This is a genomic window from Bradyrhizobium sp. ORS 285, from assembly GCF_900176205.1.
Taxonomy (GTDB): Bacteria; Pseudomonadota; Alphaproteobacteria; order Rhizobiales; family Xanthobacteraceae; genus Bradyrhizobium.
Genome location: NZ_LT859959.1, coordinates 141,042 through 158,055 on the forward strand (window position 1 = coordinate 141,042; position 17,014 = coordinate 158,055).

Below are 17,014 nucleotides of genomic sequence, written 5' to 3' on the forward strand. Positions count from 1 at the left end.
ACTCTCTTCGATGATGTCGTGGATCGGCGTCCGCCCGCGGATCTTCGGCGGCTTTGCGCTGATCCTGAGCTTTCTCGTGCTGCTCGGCGGCTTCGCCATGAGCCAGGTCGGCCGCATCGGCGGCACCGTCGATGATCTCGTCGCCAGCGCCGCAGGCGATGCCGGCATGTCGCAGGTGCGCGCGGCGCTGCTCACGGCCAATGGCGCGGTGGAGAAGTTCATCCGCACCTGGAGCGTGGGTGACAAGGATGCGGCGGGCAAGGCGATCGATGCCGTCGGCGGACTTGCTGACGAGGTCGAGAAGCAGTCGGGCAAGCTGAAGGTGATCGCCGACGGTGTCGGCTCGGTGAGGAGCGCGCTCGCCGCCTATCGTTCATCGTTTGGCGCCGCTGCCGAGGCGGTCGACCGCCTGCGCGTCGCAACAAATAAGACCGAGGCGCTTGGCGCCGTCGCGGGCGTCAATGTCGGCGGCATCCAAGTCGCCCTCGCCAACCGCGCGGGCCGCGAGCCGCTGCTGAATCCATTGCGTCTCGCCAGCACCGTGGATGCGGCGCGCGTGGCGGTCATGCGCTACACCAACTCACAATCTGCCAACGATGCCGAGGACGCGCGGCTCACCTTCGTCTATGTGAAGCTTGCGCTCGCCGATTCCGAAGCTGAACTGGCCGGCGTCGAGGAAGCCAAGCTGAAGGGCCTGATTGCTGCCCTCAAGGAGGCGGTGACTGCCGATGCAGCGGCGCTTGAGGACGTCATCAAGGTCACGGCTGATTTGCGCGCCAAACAGGCCGAGCTCGTCAAGGCGAGCGCGGCGATCGACGAGCAGGTAGGGCGCATCAATCAACAGCTCGGCACGGCTCGCGCAGAACAGGGCGCGAAGACCGGCGTGGCCGTTGCCGAAACGCGCCAGACCGTGATCGTCACGGCCGCCAGCGCCGTCGTGCTCGGTGCCATCCTGGCCTGGCTGATCGGCGCCAGCGTGTCGTCGCCGATCCGCAACATGACCGATCGAATGCAGTCGCTGGCGGCCGGCGAGTTGGAGCAGCCGATTCCCGGCGGCGAGCGTCGTGACGAGATCGGACGGATGGCGCGCGCGGTGGAGATCTTCCGCGACAACGCGCTGGCCGTTCGCCGCATGGAGCGGGAGGCCGCTTCGCAGCGCGAGGCGACGGAGGCCGAGCGCGCCCGCATGATGGCCGATCTCGCCGGCCGGTTCGAACAGGGCATGCAGGGCGTGATCACCGGCGTCGGCGGGCGCGCGACTGACATGGGCCAGAGCGCCAGGGACCTGGCGAAGATCGCCGAGCGTGGCCGCGGGCTCGCGGAAGCCGTCGCCAATCGGGCCGAGCAGGCGTCCGTGAATGTGCAGACCGTGGCGTCGGCAACGCAGGAGCTCGCGGCTTCGATCCGTGAGATCTCCGGCCAGGTACAGCGCTCGGTCAGCGTCTCCACACGCGCGACGCATGAGACGCAGCGCACGTCGGAACTGATCAATGGCCTGTCCAGCGCCGCGGAGCGGATCGGCACGATCGTGCAGCTCATCCAGGCGATCGCAAGCCAGACCAACCTGCTCGCGCTCAACGCGACCATCGAGGCCGCGCGCGCCGGCGAAGCGGGCCGGGGCTTTGCGATCGTTGCGAGCGAGGTGAAGAATCTCGCCTCGCAGACGGCGCAGGCGACCGAGCAGATCTCGAGCCAGATCGCGACCATTCAGGGCGCGACCGAGGAGACGGTCGGCGCGATCGCGCAGTTTGGGAATACCGTTCGCGAGATCGCGGAGATCTCCAACGCGATCGCCGCGGCGGTCGAGCAGCAGGGGGCCGCGACCAGCGAGATTGCCCGCAATGTCGAGCAGGCGGCGAGCGGCACCGCGGCGGTCACGCAGGAAATCGGCGACGTGCGTACCGTGGCCGGACAAACCGATGCGGGCGCCGAAGCCGCGCTGACGGCTGCCGCGGCGCTGCAGCAGCAGGCGGAGTCGCTGCGCAGCAACGTTGCGGACTTCCTGCAGACGATCCGGACCGCGGCCTGAGGATCGAACGAATGAGGTCCGCAGGCGGGTCGTGACCCTGGCTGCGGGAGTTGACGTCTGCCGCGTGCGGCAGCAAGCATGATGCGATGACCGTTCCGCAGTTGCGTTCACTCCAACTTGCCGTGGAGGGCGCCGACGCGGTGTCCGCGCTGCTGCTCGCTCCGCCGCAGGCCCGCGCCTGCTTCGTGTTCGCCCATGGCGCCGGGGCCGGCATGACCCATGCGTTCATGGCGCAGGCAGCCGATGGCCTCGCCGCGCACGGCATCGCCACGTTGCGCTTTCAGTTCCCCTACATGGAGAAGGGCAGCAAGCGTCCCGACCCGCCGGCGCTGGCCCAGGCCGCCGTACGCGCGGCAGCTGCCGAGGCGGCGCGGCTCTGCCCGGGTCTGCCGCTGATTGCCGGCGGCAAATCCTTCGGCGCGCGGATGTCCTCGCAGGCGCAATCGGTCCAGCCGCTGCCGAAGGTCGTGGGTCTCGCCTTCCTCGGCTTCCCGCTCCACCCCGCCGGCAAACCGTCCATCGCCCGCGCCGATCACCTCGGCGGCGTCGAAATTCCGATGCTGTTTCTGCAGGGCACGCGCGACAAGCTAGCGGAGCTGCCGCTGCTCGAACCTGTCGTAAATGGCCTGGGGCCGATGGCGACCTTGCATCTGATCGACCAAGCCGATCACGCTTTCCACGTGCCGGCGCGCTCCGTGCGGAATGACCGGGATGTGATGGTCGAGCTGACACAGGCGTTCGCGACTTGGCTCGAGGGGCTCGGGGTTCGCAGCGTCTGACGCGCTGAACCGATGGCTCCGACGAAAACTGAAAGAGAACAAAAAAGGAACTTTCAATGGATCCAGGGTTGAGTCATAGTTCCAGCGAGGCATTCCGGTCCTGCTGTTTCCGATCATCCCGAGGAGCTCATGAGAAGGATCATCTTGAGAAGGATCATCTCAAGTCTCTCGCTGCTGGCGGTTTGCGCAGCGAACCTGCCGGCGATGTCGGTTCGCGCCGAGGACGGCTTGAAAGGCATCGAGACCTTACATGGCGCGTGCAAGAAACTGACGGTTGCGGCAAAGGACCGGACCTCTGAATGCAAAGGCGTCCTGCTCAATACGCGCTACGATGACGGCCGGACCGGCTACTATTTCGTGACGCTGGACGGAGCGATCATCACCTTCTCGAGCCCCGGCGAGGCCGACCCGCGGACGGCCGCGACGGCGCGCGCCTATCCGGTCGATATGATCATCTTCAAGGCCGAAGGTGACATTCGCAAGCTCGCCGCCAAGGGCGCGTGCCGCGCAACGCTTCCGTCTGGTGCTCTTTCCGGACTGAGCTGCCGAGCCGACAGCGAGGTCGGCCGCTTCGAAGGCGAGTTCACGGCCGGCACCAAGGCGCCCGGCCTGTAAGCAGCGGCTCTTCCGCAAGATTTGGCGCGACATCAGGCTCGAAATATTGCAACAAGTCGGCGTCATCGTTGGGCTTGGTGCGCAGGTCGCCCGATCTTGGAGAGTTTGATGTTCCGATACCTCGGCTTCGTCCTGGGGCTGCTCTTGAGCCTCGTGTCGATCAGCACCGCGCTGGCCGACGACGCGAAGCTCCGGATCGGTGTGCTCCGCCTGTCGTCGTCAGCGCCCGTGTTCATCGCGCTGGACAAAGGCTACTTCCGCGACGCCGGGCTTGATGTCGAGCTGAAGTTCTTCGATGCAGCGCAACCGATCGCCGTGGCGACGGCCACCGGCGATGTCGATGTCGGGGTGACCGCGTTCACCGCAGGTCTCTACAATCTCGCCGGCAAAGGCGCTCTCAAGATCGTTGCCGGCATGAGCCGCGACCGGCCCGGCTATCCGCTGATCGGCTACTTCGCCAGCAACAAGGCTTACGAAGCCGGGCTCAAGGCGCCGAAGGACATCGCCGGCAAGCGCGTGGCGATGACGCAGGTCGGGTCGAGCTTCCACTACTCGGTGGGACTGCTCGCCGAGAAGTACGGTTTCAAGCTGTCCGACGTGAAGATCGTGCCGCTGCAGTCGATGTCCAACATGGCCGCCGCCATCAAGGGCGAGACGGTGGATGCCGCACTGATGCCGGTGTCCGTCGCGCGCAAGCTGATGGAAGAGGGCGCGGTGAAGCATCTCGGCTGGGTCGGCGACGAGACGCCGTGGCAGGTCAGCGGCGTGTTCGCCGGACCGAAGACCCTGGCCAATGCGGCGCTCGTCGGCAAACTGCTGGCCTCGCTGCAGCGAGCCGAGCGTGAGTATCATGATGTCGTGCTGTCCACCGTGAAGGATGGCAATGCCGCGATCGACGAGAAGACCAAGCCGCTGCTCGAAATCATCGGCAAATACACCAACCTCCCGGTCGAGCAGGTAGTCGGCAATTGCGCCTATATCGATCCCGCCGGCAAGCTGGACGTGAAGAACATCGATAGCCAGATCAAATGGCTGCAAGGGCAGGGGTTCGCTGATCAGGGCTACGATGCAGCCGCGATCATCGCGAAGGAGTTCGTCAAGCCGGACTGATGGGAGTGGAAAGCAACACAACCGCCGCCGGATTACCAAGATGGACCTGATCGCCGACGCCATCAGTCATCGCTTCGATGCGCTCGAAGTGCTTCAAGACGTCTCCTTCACGGTTGGAGCCGGTGAAGTCGTCGCCATCGTAGGTCCTTCCGGTTGCGGCAAGAGCACGCTGCTCTCGATCCTCGGTGGCCTGTTGCAGCCCACGCAAGGGGAGGCGCAACTGCGCGGCGCCGCGCCGCCCGGCAGCCTCAACCCGCTGACCTTCGTATTCCAGGATTTCGCTCTGCTGCCCTGGGCCAGCGTGGAAGACAATGTCGCTTTCCCGCTGCTGCATACGTCGCTCTCGGCATCGCAGAGCGCTGCCGCCGTCGACGATGCCTTGCGGCGCACCGGGCTCGTCGACTTTCGCCATGTCTACCCCAGGCAGTTGTCGGGTGGCATGCGCCAGCGCGTCGGCATCGCCAGGGCGCTCGCGGTGCGCCCGGCGATCCTGCTGATGGACGAGCCGTTGTCGGCTTTGGATTCGCAGACACGCGAGCTCCTGATGGAGGACTTCGTCGATCTCCTGGCCGACGGAGCCATGGGCGCGGTTTACGTGACCCATAACCTCGAGGAGGCTGTGCGGCTCGCCGATCGTATCGTCGTGCTGTCACGACGCCCTGGCCGCATCCGCAAGGTGGTGAGCGTGCCGGCGACGCGGCAGAGCCGCGGTGAGGCCGTGACGCGCGCGCAATTGCTCGAGCTGCAGAACGAATTGTGGGCGCTGATCCGGACCGAGGCGATCGACGCCGAGCGCGAGGTTCAGAATGCTTGAGCGCTCTCCGGCAGACCGGGCCGAGATCGTCGGCGCGCAACCGACCCGCAAGGTCCCGTTCCGAGGCGGCGGCTTCGCGCCGTCCGCGAGCCGCTGGGCGGGTTGGCTGGCGCTCGCCGGGGTGCTTGGCATCTGGCAGTCGGTCGGCAGTCTCGCTCTGGTCAATCAATTGTTCCTGCCGACGCCGTGGACGATCCTGCGCGCGCTGGTCCGTCTCGCCGAGAGTGGCGCCCTGTGGCAGCACGTGTCGGCGTCGTTCGTGCGCATCGTAACCGGGTGGGCGCTCGGCACGGCCTCCGGCATCGTCGTGGGCTTTGCCATCGGCCTGTGGCGGGTCGCCCGCAGCATCGGCATCACCTTCGTGTCGGCGCTGTTCCCGATCCCGAAGATCGCCGTGCTGCCGCTCTTGATCTTGTGGCTCGGAATCGGCGAGCAGCCGAAGATCGCGACGATTGCGCTCGGCGTGTTCTTCTCGACTACGATCTCGGTCTATAGCGGCGTCGATGCGGTGCCGCGCAATCTGATCCGGATGGCCCAGAGCTTCGACGTGCCGTTTCCAACCATCGTGCGCAAGGTGATCTGGCCCGGCGCGCTGCCGTCGATCCTGGCGGGCTTTCGCATCACCGCATCCGTGGCGCTGATGCTGGTGGTCTCGGCGGAGATGATCGGCGCCGAGACCGGCATCGGCACCTTCGTGCTGCAGGCCGGCAATCTGATGCAGACCGATCAGCTGATGGCGGGCATCCTGATTCTGTCGCTGTTCGGCCTCGCCGTCGGCAAGCTGATCAGCCTGCTGGAAGCACGGCTGCTGCACTGGCGCTAGCGCATCACGCGTTGCCGCGATCCTCACGGAACAGGTCCAGCTTCTCCTGCACGGGACGATCGGAGAACGAGAACAGCACGGCATCCTCATCCGCCTCATGGCTGACCCATTGCCAGCTCGGCACCACGAACAGATCGCGCGGTCCCCACTCGAACGTCTGATCGCCGATGCGGCTGCGCCCCCTGCCTTCGATCGCGGTGAAGACCGTCGCATCGGTGGAGCGATAGCGTGCCGTCTTGAAGCCCTTCGGGAGCAGCTGGATGAAGGTGCCGATGGTCGGCATCGCGAAGTCGCCGGTCTCCGGATTGGAGAATTTCAGCTTCAGCCCATGGCACGCATCCCATTCCTCGCTACGCTTGGCGTTCTCCAATGCCTCGCGTGTGTAGGAATAGGGATAGTTGAAGATCGGAGACGTGCGCGATTTGCGCTTGGCATCGACCGGCAGCAGATTGTGCCCGTAGCGGGCAAAACTGTCGCCGATGGGACGCGCGACCTTCTGCTGATCCTCCTGCGATCCTTGCGCGAAGGACGCATCGAGGAACTGCACCAGGGGAATGTCGAGGCCGTCGAGCCAGAACATCGGCTCCGAGGTTTCGTTGCCGTGATCATGCCACGTCATTGACGGCGTGATGATGAAGTCGCCGGGCTCCATCAGGGTCCGTTCTCCGTCGACCGTGGTGAATGCACCCTTGCCCTCCAGCACGAAGCGCAGTGCCGACTGGCTGTGGCGGTGGGCCGGCGCGATGTCGCCGGGGATGACCATCTGAACGCCGGCATAGAGCGAGGTCGTGACCTTGGACTGGCCGCGCAGCCCCGGATTTTCAAGGATCAGCACCCGACGTTCGGCTTCCTTGGCCGTGATCAACCGCCCGGCCTCGATCATGTAGTCGCGGATCGCCGCGAACTGCCAGAGATGGGGACGGCACGCGCTCTTCGGCTCGGGCGTGATGAGATCACTCATCACCGTCCACAGCGCCGTCATGTTCTCGCCGTCGATCTTCTTGTAGAACGCCTCGCGTTCCGGGGTCGAAACTGCGGCCATGCGCGCCTCCCGATCAGATGTCTTTCTTGATTGACAGTATACTGTCAATTCGCCTACCGTCAATTGCAACCAGAGCTATCATTTCGGGAGGACGACCACGATGAAGCTGCACGGCTATTTCCGCAGCAGCGCATCCTATCGTGTCAGGATCGCGCTGAATCTCAAGCGTCTGACGGCGGAACATCTGCCGCATCACCTCCGCAAGGGCGAGCAGCGCGCGCCCGCTTATCTCGCTCTCAATCCCCAGGGCTTCGTTCCGACCCTGGAGGACGACAGCGGCGCGACCCTGATCCAGTCTCTGGCCATCATCGAGTGGCTGGACGAGACTCACCCCGAGCCGCCGCTGTTGCCCGAGGATCCCCTGCGCCGCGCTCAGGTCCGCGCCTTCGCACAGGTGCTCGCATGTGACACCCATCCGGTCCAGAACCTGAAGGTGCTGGCGCGGCTGCGCGAGCTCGGCCTGTCCGAGGACAAGGTCACGGCCTGGGCCGGCTGGGCCAATCGCGAGGGCCTCGCAGCCTGTGAGGCTCTGATCAAGCATGAGCCCGGGCCGTTCTGTTTCGGAGCCGCGCCGACCCTGGCTGATCTCTGCCTGGTGCCGCAGCTCGGCAATGCTCGCCGCTTCGGCGTCGATGTCGCGGCGTTCCCGCGCCTGCTGCAGGCGGAGGCTGCCGCGAAGGCAACGCCGGCGTTTGCGGATGCCGCCCCGGAGCGTCAGCCCGATGCCGAGTAAGCCGCCTGAGATCACGATGGACGCGGTCTACACCAAGCCGGGCTATCTGTTCCGGCGGATGCAGCAGATCGCAGTGTCCATCTTCATCGAGGAATGCCGCGAGTTCGACCTCACGCCCGTGCAGTACGCCGCGCTGGTTGCGATCCAGAATCACCCGGGCATCGATGCTACCAGGCTGTCCGCCGTGATTGCCTTCGACCGCTCCACCCTTGGCAGCGTGATCGAGCGGCTCGAGACCAAGGGCCATGTCGAACGCAAGCCGTCGGCCGAGGACAAGCGGGTCAAGCTGCTCTATCTGACCAAAGCCGGCGGGGCTCTGCTGCGAAACATCATGCCGTTCGTCGACCGCGCACAGGCGCGCATGCTGGCGCCGCTGAAGGCGGCCGACCGCAAGGCGCTGATGGCGCTGCTGTCGCAATTGGTCGATCTCAACAACGAGGTGTCGCGCGTGCCGCTGCGCGCCGAGGACGCGCTGGAGCATCTCGGTAAGAGCAGCTGAACCGTGGCGCTCGTGCATCCTCTGCGAACGGCGTTTGCTCATAGCCGCATCACCGCCTGACGATCGATCTTGCCGGTGCCGGTCTTCGGCAGCTCGTCGATGAAGACGATCTCACGCGGATATTTGTAAGGCAGCAGCTTGGCCTTGACGTAGTCTTGCAGCGCCTTGGTCATGACGGGCTCATCGCGCGCCTCGCCGTTGGTCACCACCACTGCCTTCAGGCTCATCCGCCGGTCGGGCAGCTCGTGCGCGAACACGGCGCATTCCCTGATGTCCGGGTGCTCGGCGAGGCACAGCTCGACCTCGAGCGGATAGACCCATTGGCCGGAGATCTTGACCAGGTCGTCGGCACGGCCGCGGAAGAAGTGAAAGCCGTCGATGTCGCGCACGAAGCGATCGCCGGTGTAGATCCATCCGCCCTCGCGGATCGTCTCCGCGGCCTTGTCCGGCCGGTTCCAGTAGAGCGGCGTGTTGGAATCGCCGCGGACCCAGAGAATGCCTTCCTCGCCGGTCGCTACGTCGTGACCGTCCTTGTCGCGCAATGCGATCTCGTAGCCGGGCACGCGTAGACCGGCGGCGCCGAGCTTCTTGCGATCCTCGCGGTTGGAGAGATAGACGTGCAGCACCTCGGTCGAGCCGAGACCTTCGACGATCTCGAGTCCAGTGAGACTCTTCCAGCCATTGAAGACCTCCGCGGAGAGCACTTCGGCCGCAGACACCGACAGGCGCAGTGACGAGAGGTCGGCTTCTCTCGCGCCCTCGGCCTTGGTCAGCGCGGTGTAGAGCGTCGGCAGGCCGAAGAACACGGTCGGACGGAAGCGGCTGATGGCATCGAAGATCGCCGCTGGCTTCGGCTGGCCGGGCAGCAGCAGAGTCGTTGCGCCGACCGAGAATGGAAAGGTGATGGCGTTGCCGAAGCCGTAGGCGAAGAAGATCTTCGGCACCGAGAAGCAGATGTCGTCCGGCCTCAGCCGCAGCACGTTCTTTGCGAACGCCTGCTCGCTATAGGCCATGTCATGCTGCAGATGGACGATGCCTTTCGGGCGGCCGGTTGAGCCGGACGAGTACATCCAGAAGGCCATCTCGTTGCGATGGGTGTCGGCTTCCGCGAGCTCCGTGGCGAAGTTGACCAGCCACCGATCGACGGCAATGGTCGACGGCGCCGCCGTGGTCGATGCCTCGCCGTTGACGACGATGAGGGTCTGCAGCGCTGTATCCGTGCAAGCCTGGGTGTCGAAGCGTCCGGCAAACTCCGCATCCGCGACGGCGACCTTGGCGCCGGAATCCGCGAGATAGAATTGCAACAGGTCGGGCGGCGTCAGCGTGTTGATCAGCAGCGGCACGTAGCCGGCGCGCACCGCGCCGAAGAAGGCGGCGGGGTAGGCCGGCGTGTCGTCGAGGAACAGCAGCACCCGGTCGCCGCGGACCAAACCAAGCGACGCGAAGCCGTTGCCCCAGCGGCAGGCTTCGGCGCACAGCTCGGCGTAGCTGCGCTGGCCGGCCGGGCCGATCAGCGCAGGTTTATTCGCGTTGCCGCTGGTGAGATTGTCAAACAGGACGCGGCTGGCGTTGTAGCGCGCAGGGATCGCGAAGCCGATCTCGCGGGCGCCGGCGCTGTCCGAAGGAACCTGATCGGCGATCTCCCGTGTCATGCCCGGGCTTCCTCCGTGCGCGATGACTCGTAGCGCGCCATGAACTGCGGTGCCATGGCGCGCAGCCTGGCGTCGTCGATGCGGCCGGAGCGCGTGATGTAGCTGTAGGCAAAGTCCATCAAACCCAGCGTCATGTGCGACGGGAATTTTTCATACCAATCGGCGCTGGTGCGGGCGGCCGTCACCAGCTTCTTCACGATCGGCTGCCGCTCCGCTTGGTAGCGCGCGAGGCCGGCGGAGAGATCGGTTTCGGCATCGAGCGCTTTGGCGAGCGCAATGGCATCCTCGATCGCAAGCCGCGTTCCCGAGCCGATCGAAAAATGTGCGGTGTGAAGCGCATCGCCGATCAGCACCATGTTCCGGTGCCACCAATGCTCGTTCCAGACCCACGGGAAATTACGCCAGACAGAGCGGTTGGAGACCAGCGAATGGCCATCGAGCGTATCGGCAAAGACCTGCTCGCAGACGCGCCGGGACTCGTCGACCGACATTTCGGCGAAGCCGTAGGCCTGCCAGGTGGCGCGATCGCACTCGACCAGAAACGTGCTCATGTCCGGCGCATAGCGGTAGTGATGCGCATTGAAGGTGCCGCGATCCGTCCTGACGAAGGTCTGCGACAGCGTCTTGAAGGTCTTGCTGGTGCCGTACCAAGCGAACTTGTTGCTCGAGTAGGACACCGAGAAGCCGAAATCGCCCTCGAAGCTCCGCCGGACGAGCGAGTTCAATCCGTCGGCGGCGACGATCAGATCGTAGCCCGAGAGCTGATCCAGTGACTGGATCGTCGTGCCGTAGCGCGCGATGACGCCGACGCTCTCGGCGCGTTCTTGCAACAGCTTCAGCAGTTCGAGCCGGCCGATCGCGGAGAAGCCGACGCCGTCGATCTCGACACTCTCGCCATGCAGATTGAGCGTGATGTTGCGCCAGCTCTCCATGCGCGGCGCGATCGCATCCACCGTGTCGGGATCGTCGGCGCGGAGGAATTCGAGCGCCTGGTCGGAGAACACGACGCCGAAGCCCCAGGTCGCACCGGCCGGATTCTGCTCGAACAGATCGACGACGGCGGCTGGGTGCCGCTTCTTCCAGAGATAGGCGAAATACAGCCCGCCAGGGCCGCCGCCGAGTACGGCGATGCGCAAGGGCGCTCTCCCAATTGACAGTATACTGTTTATTTTGAGCCGGAGACTAATCCCTCGTTCTGATGGACGCTAGAGAAATCTTATTGCGAGATGTCGGGTGCGCCCGGTGCTGATCCCAAGACACGGGGTGCAAAGATGGCGTCGAGCGCGGCGAAGCTGGCGGTCTCCACCAGCTCGGGCGCGTGCTCGCCGAGCGCTTCCATCTTGACGCCCGAATTGATTTCGAGCACCCGCCATTGGCCGTCCGCCAGGACCACATCGACTGACGCATAGCGGATGTTGATCACGCGTGCGGCCTCCTGCGCCAGCGCCGTGCAGGTCTCGCGCAGCTCGCCGTCCCTCAGCAGCACCGGTTGAGCGCCGAATTCAAGGTTGTGCCGCCAGCTTAGCAGGCGCTGCTCGCCTTGCGGGATGATCGCGTGCAGCGTCGATGCATCGAACTCCGCAGCGAGGCGTCGAAGCAGCTGTGACTGCTGCTGGACCGGCACAGCCCTCAGCGCGAGCTCGCGCATCGAATGAATTCCGTTGCCCGTTACGACGGGCCGCTGCTTGCGGTAGACAATCAGTGGAACGCCATCGAGCAGGATGACGCGAACTTCGTCAGCGATCTCCAGCAGCGGCGCAATCGCTACGCTGGCTCCGGTGTCGAAGATGAGGGTGAGCGCGTCCTTGAGCTCGGCCGCCGTGTGGACGCGGGTCACTGCGCGCCCCGACGTGCCCTCGTTCGGCTTGACGACCAGCCCGTTCGGATATGCCTCGAGCAATTCCAGAATGGATGCCCATTCAGGCTCGCTGACACCCCTCATGGCCGGGCCAAGAAAGAACGCGTGCGGGACCGCGGGAACTCCGGATGCCGTCAGCAGGGTGGCCGTGGCGGCCTTGTCGCAGGCAATTCTGTGCGCCACCGCACTGTTCAGGCCGAGATCATAGCCGAAGATCAGGTGACGCTTGGTGGCGTTCCCGAGCACCAGCAACCAGCCGTCCTCCCGGACGTCGAGCGAAATGCCCCGCTCTGCGCAATAGCGGGTCACGGCTGCGAGCTGGTGGTGCGGATGGTTAATCATTGCTCAAGGATTGGGCCGCGGCTGCGGAATTAAAATGCTGGAAAGCCATGATCTCGGCAAGTAAATTACCGATATCGTTTGTGTACGAACGAATGGCAGGTCGAGGCGATCCGGCACGGGTCGGCATGCGTTTGATCGTGATCAATGGTGCAGTCATGCGGGTTGATTATTTGCTGTTTTCACGTACATCAGGCGCCGAAAATCGCTGGGATCTATAGGGTTTTTTGCGGTCCTGCCTCGTCACGACTTGTTTCTTCCAACTTCAGCCCACGTGAAAAAACAAACGACATGAGCGCGTTCTATAAAGAGAAAGTTCTTTCTGTTCACCACTGGACGGACACCCTGTTCTCCTTCCGGGCGACCCGCGATGCGGGCTTCCGTTTCCAGAATGGTCAGTTCGCGATGATCGGCCTCGAGGTCGAGGGCCGCCCGCTGCTGCGCGCCTACAGCATGGCGAGCGCCAATCACGAGGAGGAGCTCGAGTTCTTCAGCATCAAGGTGCAGGACGGTCCGCTGACCTCGCGCCTCCAGAAGATCAAGGAAGGCGACACCATCCTGGTCGGCCGCAAGGCGACGGGTACGCTGATCCCCGACAATTTGCTGCCCGGCAGCCGGCTGCTGCTGCTGTCGACCGGCACCGGTCTTGCGCCGTTCGCAAGCCTGATCAAGGACCCCGACGTCTACGAGCGGTTCGAGAGCATCGTGCTGGTGCATGGTTGCCGCCAAGTCGCCGAGCTCGCCTATGGCGAGAGCGTCGTCGCGAAGCTGCGCGAGGATGAGCTGTTCGGGGAGCTGCTGGAAGGCAAGCTGCACTACTATCCGACCGTCACCCGTGAGCCGTTCCGCAATCGCGGCCGCATCACCGACCTGATCTCGTCGCAGCAGCTGTTCAACGACCTCGGCCAGCATGCGCTCGATATCGCCAAGGACCGCGTCATGATGTGCGGCAGCCCGGCGATGCTGGAAGAGCTCAAGACCATGTTCGAGTCGCGCGGCTTCCTCGAGGGCAGCGGCAATGAGCCCGGCCATTTCGTGATCGAGAAGGCGTTCGTCGAGCGCTGAGCCGCCGACCTCGCAGCCTTGGAATTCGTCAAAGAGCGCCTCGACGCAATCGGGGCGCTCTTTTCGTTGGCAATATCCTCCTTGCACGCGCCGAAGCGGCTGTGCGATTTTCGCCCACAAGACCGGACCTGCAGACGTCCGGCGCGACACAGGGAGGGGACCTGGATTGCCTGACGGGCGGCCATCCCCGCGATAGCAAGGGGAACGGCCATGGATTCCATCGTTCGCAGACAGACGCTCGGTGACCTCCTGCGGCGGAGCGCAGCGCGCACGCCGGGCAAGACGGCCGTGATCTGCGGCGACACCAGCTGGACCTACGCCGAATTCAACGCCATCACGGATCGCCTCGCGGCGGGTCTCGCGGCCCGCGGCGTCGGCAAGGGCGAGCGGGTCGCGATCCTCGCCCGCAATTCGCATGCCTTCGCGGCGCTCCGCTTCGCACTGGCGCGCCTCGGCGCCGTGCTGGTGCCGATCAGCTTCATGCTCAAGCCGGAGGAGGTCGCCTACATCCTCAAACATGCCGGCGCACGGCTGCTGGCGACGGACAGCGGCTTTGCCACGGTAGCGCGCGCGGCCAAGGCGCTGGCGCCGGCGGTCGAGCAGATGATCTGGCTGCCATCGGAAGGGCCGAGCGAACGGCAAGCCGACATGATCGACTTCGCCGAGCTCGCAGCGTCGACGGCGGCCGTGCCTGCCGTCGAGATCGCCGGCGGCGACGTCGCGCAGATCGTCTACACCTCGGGCACGGAGTCGCTTCCGAAGGGCGCGATGCTGACCCATGACGCCGTCATCTGGCAGTATGTGAGCTGCATTGTCGACGCGGGCATCGCCGCGGACGACGTCACCTTGCATGCGCTGCCGCTGTATCACTGCGCGCAGCTCGACGTGTTCTTCGGCCCCTCGATCTATGTCGGCGCCACCAACATCATCACCGCGTTTCCGACGCCTGACAATCTGCTGCCGCTGATCGCGAAGCACCGCATCAGCTCGTTCTTCGCGCCTCCGACGGTGTGGATCTCGATCCTGCGCTCGCCGCTGTTCGAGACGACTGATGTCTCGACCCTGCGCAAGGGCTATTACGGCGCCTCGATCATGCCGGTCGAGGTGCTGCGCGAGCTCGCGCAGCGGCTTCCCAAGGTGCGGCTGTGGAATCTCTACGGCCAGACCGAGATCGCGCCGCTCGCGACGATGCTCGGACCGGAGGATCAGCTGCGCAAGCCCGGCAGTTGCGGCCGCGCCGTGCTCAATGTCGAGACCCGGGTGGTCGACGACGACATGAACGATGTCGCGGCGGGCCAGGTCGGCGAGGTCGTGCACCGCTCGCCGCACCTGATGCTCGGCTACTTCCACGACGACGAGCGCACCGCTGCCGCCTTCCAGGGCGACTGGTTTCACTCCGGCGATCTCGCGACCATCGACGAGGAGGGCTACATTACCATCGTCGATCGCAAGAAGGACATGATCAAGACCGGCGGCGAGAACGTTGCCAGCCGCGAGGTCGAGGAGGCGCTGTACCAGATCCCGGAAGTCTCCGAGGTTGCGGTGGTCGGCTTGCCGCATCCGCGCTGGGTCGAAGCTGTCGTGGCCATGGTCGTCGTGAAGTCCGGCTGCGAGCTGACCGAGGAGGCGCTGCTCAAGCAGGCCTCCAGCCGGCTGGCCTCGTTCAAGACGCCCAAGCGTGTCGTATTCGTCGATGCGCTGCCGAAGAACCCCAGCGGCAAGCTGTTGAAGCGGCAGCTGCGCGAGGCGCATTCCAGCCTGTTCGCTGAAGGCTGAGGCAGCGCGCGACAGCCGGGTCAATTGCTCTCCCGGGTAGGTCCGTAGGTACGGCCGGTGCATGAGGATGGGACGTCGCGGCGGTGCGGCGATCCAGTGGAGACTGTGGTATCCGCGCCGGTCGCCGAGGGCTTTCGACGATGTGATACCGTCGACGGTCAATCGCGCGCGCTTGTGTAACGATTGTTTCGTGATGCGCGTAGTAGTGTCATTGCTGACCGTCCACGACCCGTTCCGAGGCCTTCCATGGACACGCTGCTGCTTCCGTTCTCGCCGCGCTACATCGTGCTGACGATCTGCGCCACGGCAACCGCCCTGCTGCTCGTCCTCGGCATCTACGACCGCAAGATCTTCGATCTCGTTCTCATTCCGTTGCTGATCTTCGGGGCACTGACTGCGCTCGGCGTCCGGGACTTGCTGCAGAGCAGCCACGCGGTCCTGCGCAACTACCCGATCTCCGCGCATCTGCGCTTCATCCTCGAGGAGATCCGCCCGGAGATGCGGCAGTATTTCTTCGAGAGTGAGAAGGACGGCATGCCGTTTTCGCGCGACACCCGCGCGGTGGTCTATCAGCGCGCCAAGATGGTGCTCGACAAGCGCCCGTTCGGGACCCAGGAGGACGTCTATCGCGAGGGCTACGAATGGATGCACCATTCGGTGTCGCCGAAGCCGCATGCGGAGGAGAAATTCCGCATTACCATCGGCGGGCCCGAATGCACCAAGCCGTATTCGGCCTCGGTGTTCAACATCTCCGCCATGAGCTTCGGCGCGCTGAGCCCCAACGCGGTGCGCGCGCTGAACGGCGGTGCCAAGCGCGGCGGCTTTGCCCACGACACCGGCGAGGGCGGCTTCAGCCCGTATCACGCCGAAATGGGCGGCGACATCATCTGGGAGATCGGCTCCGGCTATTTCGGCTGCCGTCACCGTGACGGCAGCTTCGATCCCGATGCGTTCGCGCGCGTTGCGGCGACCGAGCAGATCAAGATGGTCGAACTCAAGGTCAGCCAGGGCGCCAAGCCCGGCCATGGCGGCGTGCTGCCCGCGGCGAAGGTGTCCGAGGAGATCTCCAAGATCCGCGGCGTCGCGATGGGCGAGGACTGCATCTCGCCGCCGGCGCATCGCGCGTTCTCGACGCCCATCGGCATGATGCAGTTCATCGGCGAGATGCGCCGGCTGTCGGGCGGCAAGCCGGCCGGCTTCAAGCTGTGCATCGGCCATCCCTGGGAGTTCCTGGCGATCTGCAAGGCGATGCTGGAGACCGGCATCTATCCCGACTTCATCGTCGTCGACGGCAATGAGGGCGGCACGGGCGCCGCGCCGCTGGAGTTCATGGACCATCTGGGCATGCCGATGCGCGAGGGCGTCAATTTCGTGCACAATGCGTTGGTCGGCATGAACATCCGCGATCGTGTCAAGATCGGCGCCTCCGGCAAGATTGCCACCGCTTTCGACATGGCCCGCGCCATGTCGATCGGCGCCGACTGGTGCAATTCGGCGCGCGGATTCATGTTCGCGCTCGGTTGCATCCAGTCGCTGAGCTGTCATACCGACAAGTGCCCGACCGGCGTGGCGACGCAGGATCCGACGCGCGCCCGCGCGCTGGTCGTGCCGCACAAGATCGATCGCGTGTTCAACTATCATCACGCGACCCTGCATGCGTTGACCGAGCTGCTCGCCGCCGCCGGCTTGGAGCATCCGCAGGACCTGCGTCCGATCCACTTCTCACAGCGGACGTCGACCACCGAGGTCTCCTCCTTCGCCAAGCTGTATCCATCGCTGCGCCAGGGCGAACTGCTCGAGGGCACCCAGGATGTCCGCTTTCGCGATGCCTGGGCGATGGCGCGGCCTGATACGTTCGCGGCGGTACAGTGAGGCCAGCC

General features: G+C 65.0%; 15 protein-coding genes. 11 read left to right on the plus strand and 4 right to left on the minus strand.

Features of this window, described 5'->3' with window-relative positions; genetic code table 11:
• Positions 1–13 precede the first annotated feature (13 nt).
• The 6 genes from BRAD285_RS00640 (at position 14) to BRAD285_RS00665 (ending at position 6,170) form a co-directional block, all read left to right on the plus strand.
• The gene (locus tag BRAD285_RS00640) at positions 14–2,029 is read left to right on the plus strand and encodes a methyl-accepting chemotaxis protein (protein ID WP_006611697.1); all 2,016 of its coding nucleotides are present in this window, start codon (positions 14–16) and stop codon (positions 2,027–2,029) included.
• Positions 2,030–2,115: 86 nt separating this feature from the next.
• Complete coding sequence (locus tag BRAD285_RS00645) at positions 2,116–2,808, plus strand: alpha/beta family hydrolase (protein ID WP_035646165.1); 693 nt, start codon at positions 2,116–2,118, stop codon at positions 2,806–2,808.
• Positions 2,809–2,952: 144 nt separating this feature from the next.
• Entirely contained in the window at positions 2,953–3,423 is a 471-nt protein-coding gene (locus BRAD285_RS00650) for a hypothetical protein (protein ID WP_139020616.1), read from the plus strand.
• A gap of 108 nt (positions 3,424–3,531) precedes the next feature.
• Positions 3,532–4,533 (plus strand): ABC transporter substrate-binding protein, encoded by a 1,002-nt coding sequence (locus BRAD285_RS00655; RefSeq protein WP_006611694.1) that lies wholly within the window; start codon positions 3,532–3,534, stop codon positions 4,531–4,533.
• A 40-nt stretch (positions 4,534–4,573) separates the two neighbouring features.
• A complete protein-coding gene (locus BRAD285_RS00660) occupies positions 4,574–5,347 on the plus strand; it encodes an ABC transporter ATP-binding protein (RefSeq protein WP_006611693.1) in 774 nt (257 codons plus the stop codon).
• A complete protein-coding gene (locus tag BRAD285_RS00665) occupies positions 5,340–6,170 on the plus strand; it encodes an ABC transporter permease (protein ID WP_006611692.1) in 831 nt (276 codons plus the stop codon). Before BRAD285_RS00660 ends, BRAD285_RS00665 begins: the two co-directional genes overlap by 8 nt.
• Positions 6,171–6,174: 4 nt before the next feature.
• On the opposite strand, the gene gtdA is transcribed toward BRAD285_RS00665, so the two are convergent.
• Positions 6,175–7,212, minus strand: a complete 1,038-nt coding sequence (gtdA, locus tag BRAD285_RS00670) for a gentisate 1,2-dioxygenase (protein WP_006611691.1) — start codon at positions 7,210–7,212, stop codon at positions 6,175–6,177.
• Positions 7,213–7,312: 100 nt separating this feature from the next.
• Between gtdA and maiA the strand changes: the two genes are divergently transcribed.
• On the plus strand, positions 7,313–7,945 hold the full coding sequence (gene maiA / locus BRAD285_RS00675) for a maleylacetoacetate isomerase (RefSeq protein ID WP_006611690.1): 633 nt from the start codon (positions 7,313–7,315) through the stop codon (positions 7,943–7,945).
• On the plus strand, positions 7,935–8,444 hold the full coding sequence (locus tag BRAD285_RS00680) for a MarR family winged helix-turn-helix transcriptional regulator (RefSeq protein WP_006611689.1): 510 nt from the start codon (positions 7,935–7,937) through the stop codon (positions 8,442–8,444). Before maiA ends, BRAD285_RS00680 begins: the two co-directional genes overlap by 11 nt.
• A gap of 38 nt (positions 8,445–8,482) precedes the next feature.
• On the opposite strand, the gene BRAD285_RS00685 is transcribed toward BRAD285_RS00680, so the two are convergent.
• The 3 genes from BRAD285_RS00685 to BRAD285_RS00695 all read right to left on the minus strand — a co-directional run bounded on the left by BRAD285_RS00685 (position 8,483) and on the right by BRAD285_RS00695 (position 12,296).
• On the minus strand, positions 8,483–10,096 hold the full coding sequence (locus BRAD285_RS00685; protein ID WP_006611688.1) for a benzoate-CoA ligase family protein: 1,614 nt from the start codon (positions 10,094–10,096) through the stop codon (positions 8,483–8,485).
• Entirely contained in the window at positions 10,093–11,232 is a 1,140-nt protein-coding gene (locus tag BRAD285_RS00690) for an FAD-dependent monooxygenase (protein ID WP_006611687.1), read from the minus strand. The genes BRAD285_RS00685 and BRAD285_RS00690 overlap by 4 nt, the downstream gene beginning before the upstream one ends.
• An 80-nt stretch (positions 11,233–11,312) precedes the next feature.
• Positions 11,313–12,296, minus strand: a complete 984-nt coding sequence (locus BRAD285_RS00695) for a RimK family alpha-L-glutamate ligase (RefSeq protein ID WP_006611686.1) — start codon at positions 12,294–12,296, stop codon at positions 11,313–11,315.
• Positions 12,297–12,584: 288 nt separating this feature from the next.
• Between BRAD285_RS00695 and BRAD285_RS00700 the strand changes: the two genes are divergently transcribed.
• From BRAD285_RS00700 to BRAD285_RS00710, 3 genes are all read left to right on the plus strand, one after another.
• Positions 12,585–13,358 carry a ferredoxin--NADP reductase gene (locus BRAD285_RS00700; RefSeq protein WP_006611685.1) on the plus strand — a complete coding sequence of 258 codons (774 nt, stop codon included), beginning with the start codon at positions 12,585–12,587 and terminating at the stop codon, positions 13,356–13,358.
• A gap of 210 nt (positions 13,359–13,568) precedes the next feature.
• Positions 13,569–15,134: an acyl-CoA synthetase gene (locus BRAD285_RS00705; RefSeq protein ID WP_006611684.1), complete on the plus strand. Its 1,566-nt coding sequence runs from the start codon at positions 13,569–13,571 to the stop codon at positions 15,132–15,134.
• 246 nt (positions 15,135–15,380) lie between these two features.
• A complete protein-coding gene (locus BRAD285_RS00710) occupies positions 15,381–17,006 on the plus strand; it encodes an FMN-binding glutamate synthase family protein (RefSeq protein ID WP_006611683.1) in 1,626 nt (541 codons plus the stop codon).
• Positions 17,007–17,014 lie beyond the last annotated feature (8 nt).

Excerpts from the sequence above, each read along its gene's own strand:
- BRAD285_RS00640 (WP_006611697.1), top strand. The coding sequence starts at position 14 with ATGTCGTGGATCGGCGTCCGCCCGCGGATCTTCGGCGGCTTTGCGCTG.
- BRAD285_RS00645 (WP_035646165.1), top strand. The coding sequence starts at position 2,116 with ATGACCGTTCCGCAGTTGCGTTCACTCCAACTTGCCGTGGAGGGCGCC.
- BRAD285_RS00655 (WP_006611694.1), top strand. The coding sequence starts at position 3,532 with ATGTTCCGATACCTCGGCTTCGTCCTGGGGCTGCTCTTGAGCCTCGTG.
- BRAD285_RS00660 (WP_006611693.1), top strand. The coding sequence starts at position 4,574 with ATGGACCTGATCGCCGACGCCATCAGTCATCGCTTCGATGCGCTCGAA.
- BRAD285_RS00665 (WP_006611692.1), top strand. The coding sequence starts at position 5,340 with ATGCTTGAGCGCTCTCCGGCAGACCGGGCCGAGATCGTCGGCGCGCAA.
- gtdA (WP_006611691.1), bottom strand. The coding sequence starts at position 7,212 with ATGGCCGCAGTTTCGACCCCGGAACGCGAGGCGTTCTACAAGAAGATC.
- maiA (WP_006611690.1), top strand. The coding sequence starts at position 7,313 with ATGAAGCTGCACGGCTATTTCCGCAGCAGCGCATCCTATCGTGTCAGG.
- BRAD285_RS00680 (WP_006611689.1), top strand. The coding sequence starts at position 7,935 with ATGCCGAGTAAGCCGCCTGAGATCACGATGGACGCGGTCTACACCAAG.
- BRAD285_RS00685 (WP_006611688.1), bottom strand. The coding sequence starts at position 10,096 with ATGACACGGGAGATCGCCGATCAGGTTCCTTCGGACAGCGCCGGCGCC.
- BRAD285_RS00695 (WP_006611686.1), bottom strand. The coding sequence starts at position 12,296 with ATGATTAACCATCCGCACCACCAGCTCGCAGCCGTGACCCGCTATTGC.
- BRAD285_RS00700 (WP_006611685.1), top strand. The coding sequence starts at position 12,585 with ATGAGCGCGTTCTATAAAGAGAAAGTTCTTTCTGTTCACCACTGGACG.
- BRAD285_RS00705 (WP_006611684.1), top strand. The coding sequence starts at position 13,569 with ATGGATTCCATCGTTCGCAGACAGACGCTCGGTGACCTCCTGCGGCGG.
- BRAD285_RS00710 (WP_006611683.1), top strand. The coding sequence starts at position 15,381 with ATGGACACGCTGCTGCTTCCGTTCTCGCCGCGCTACATCGTGCTGACG.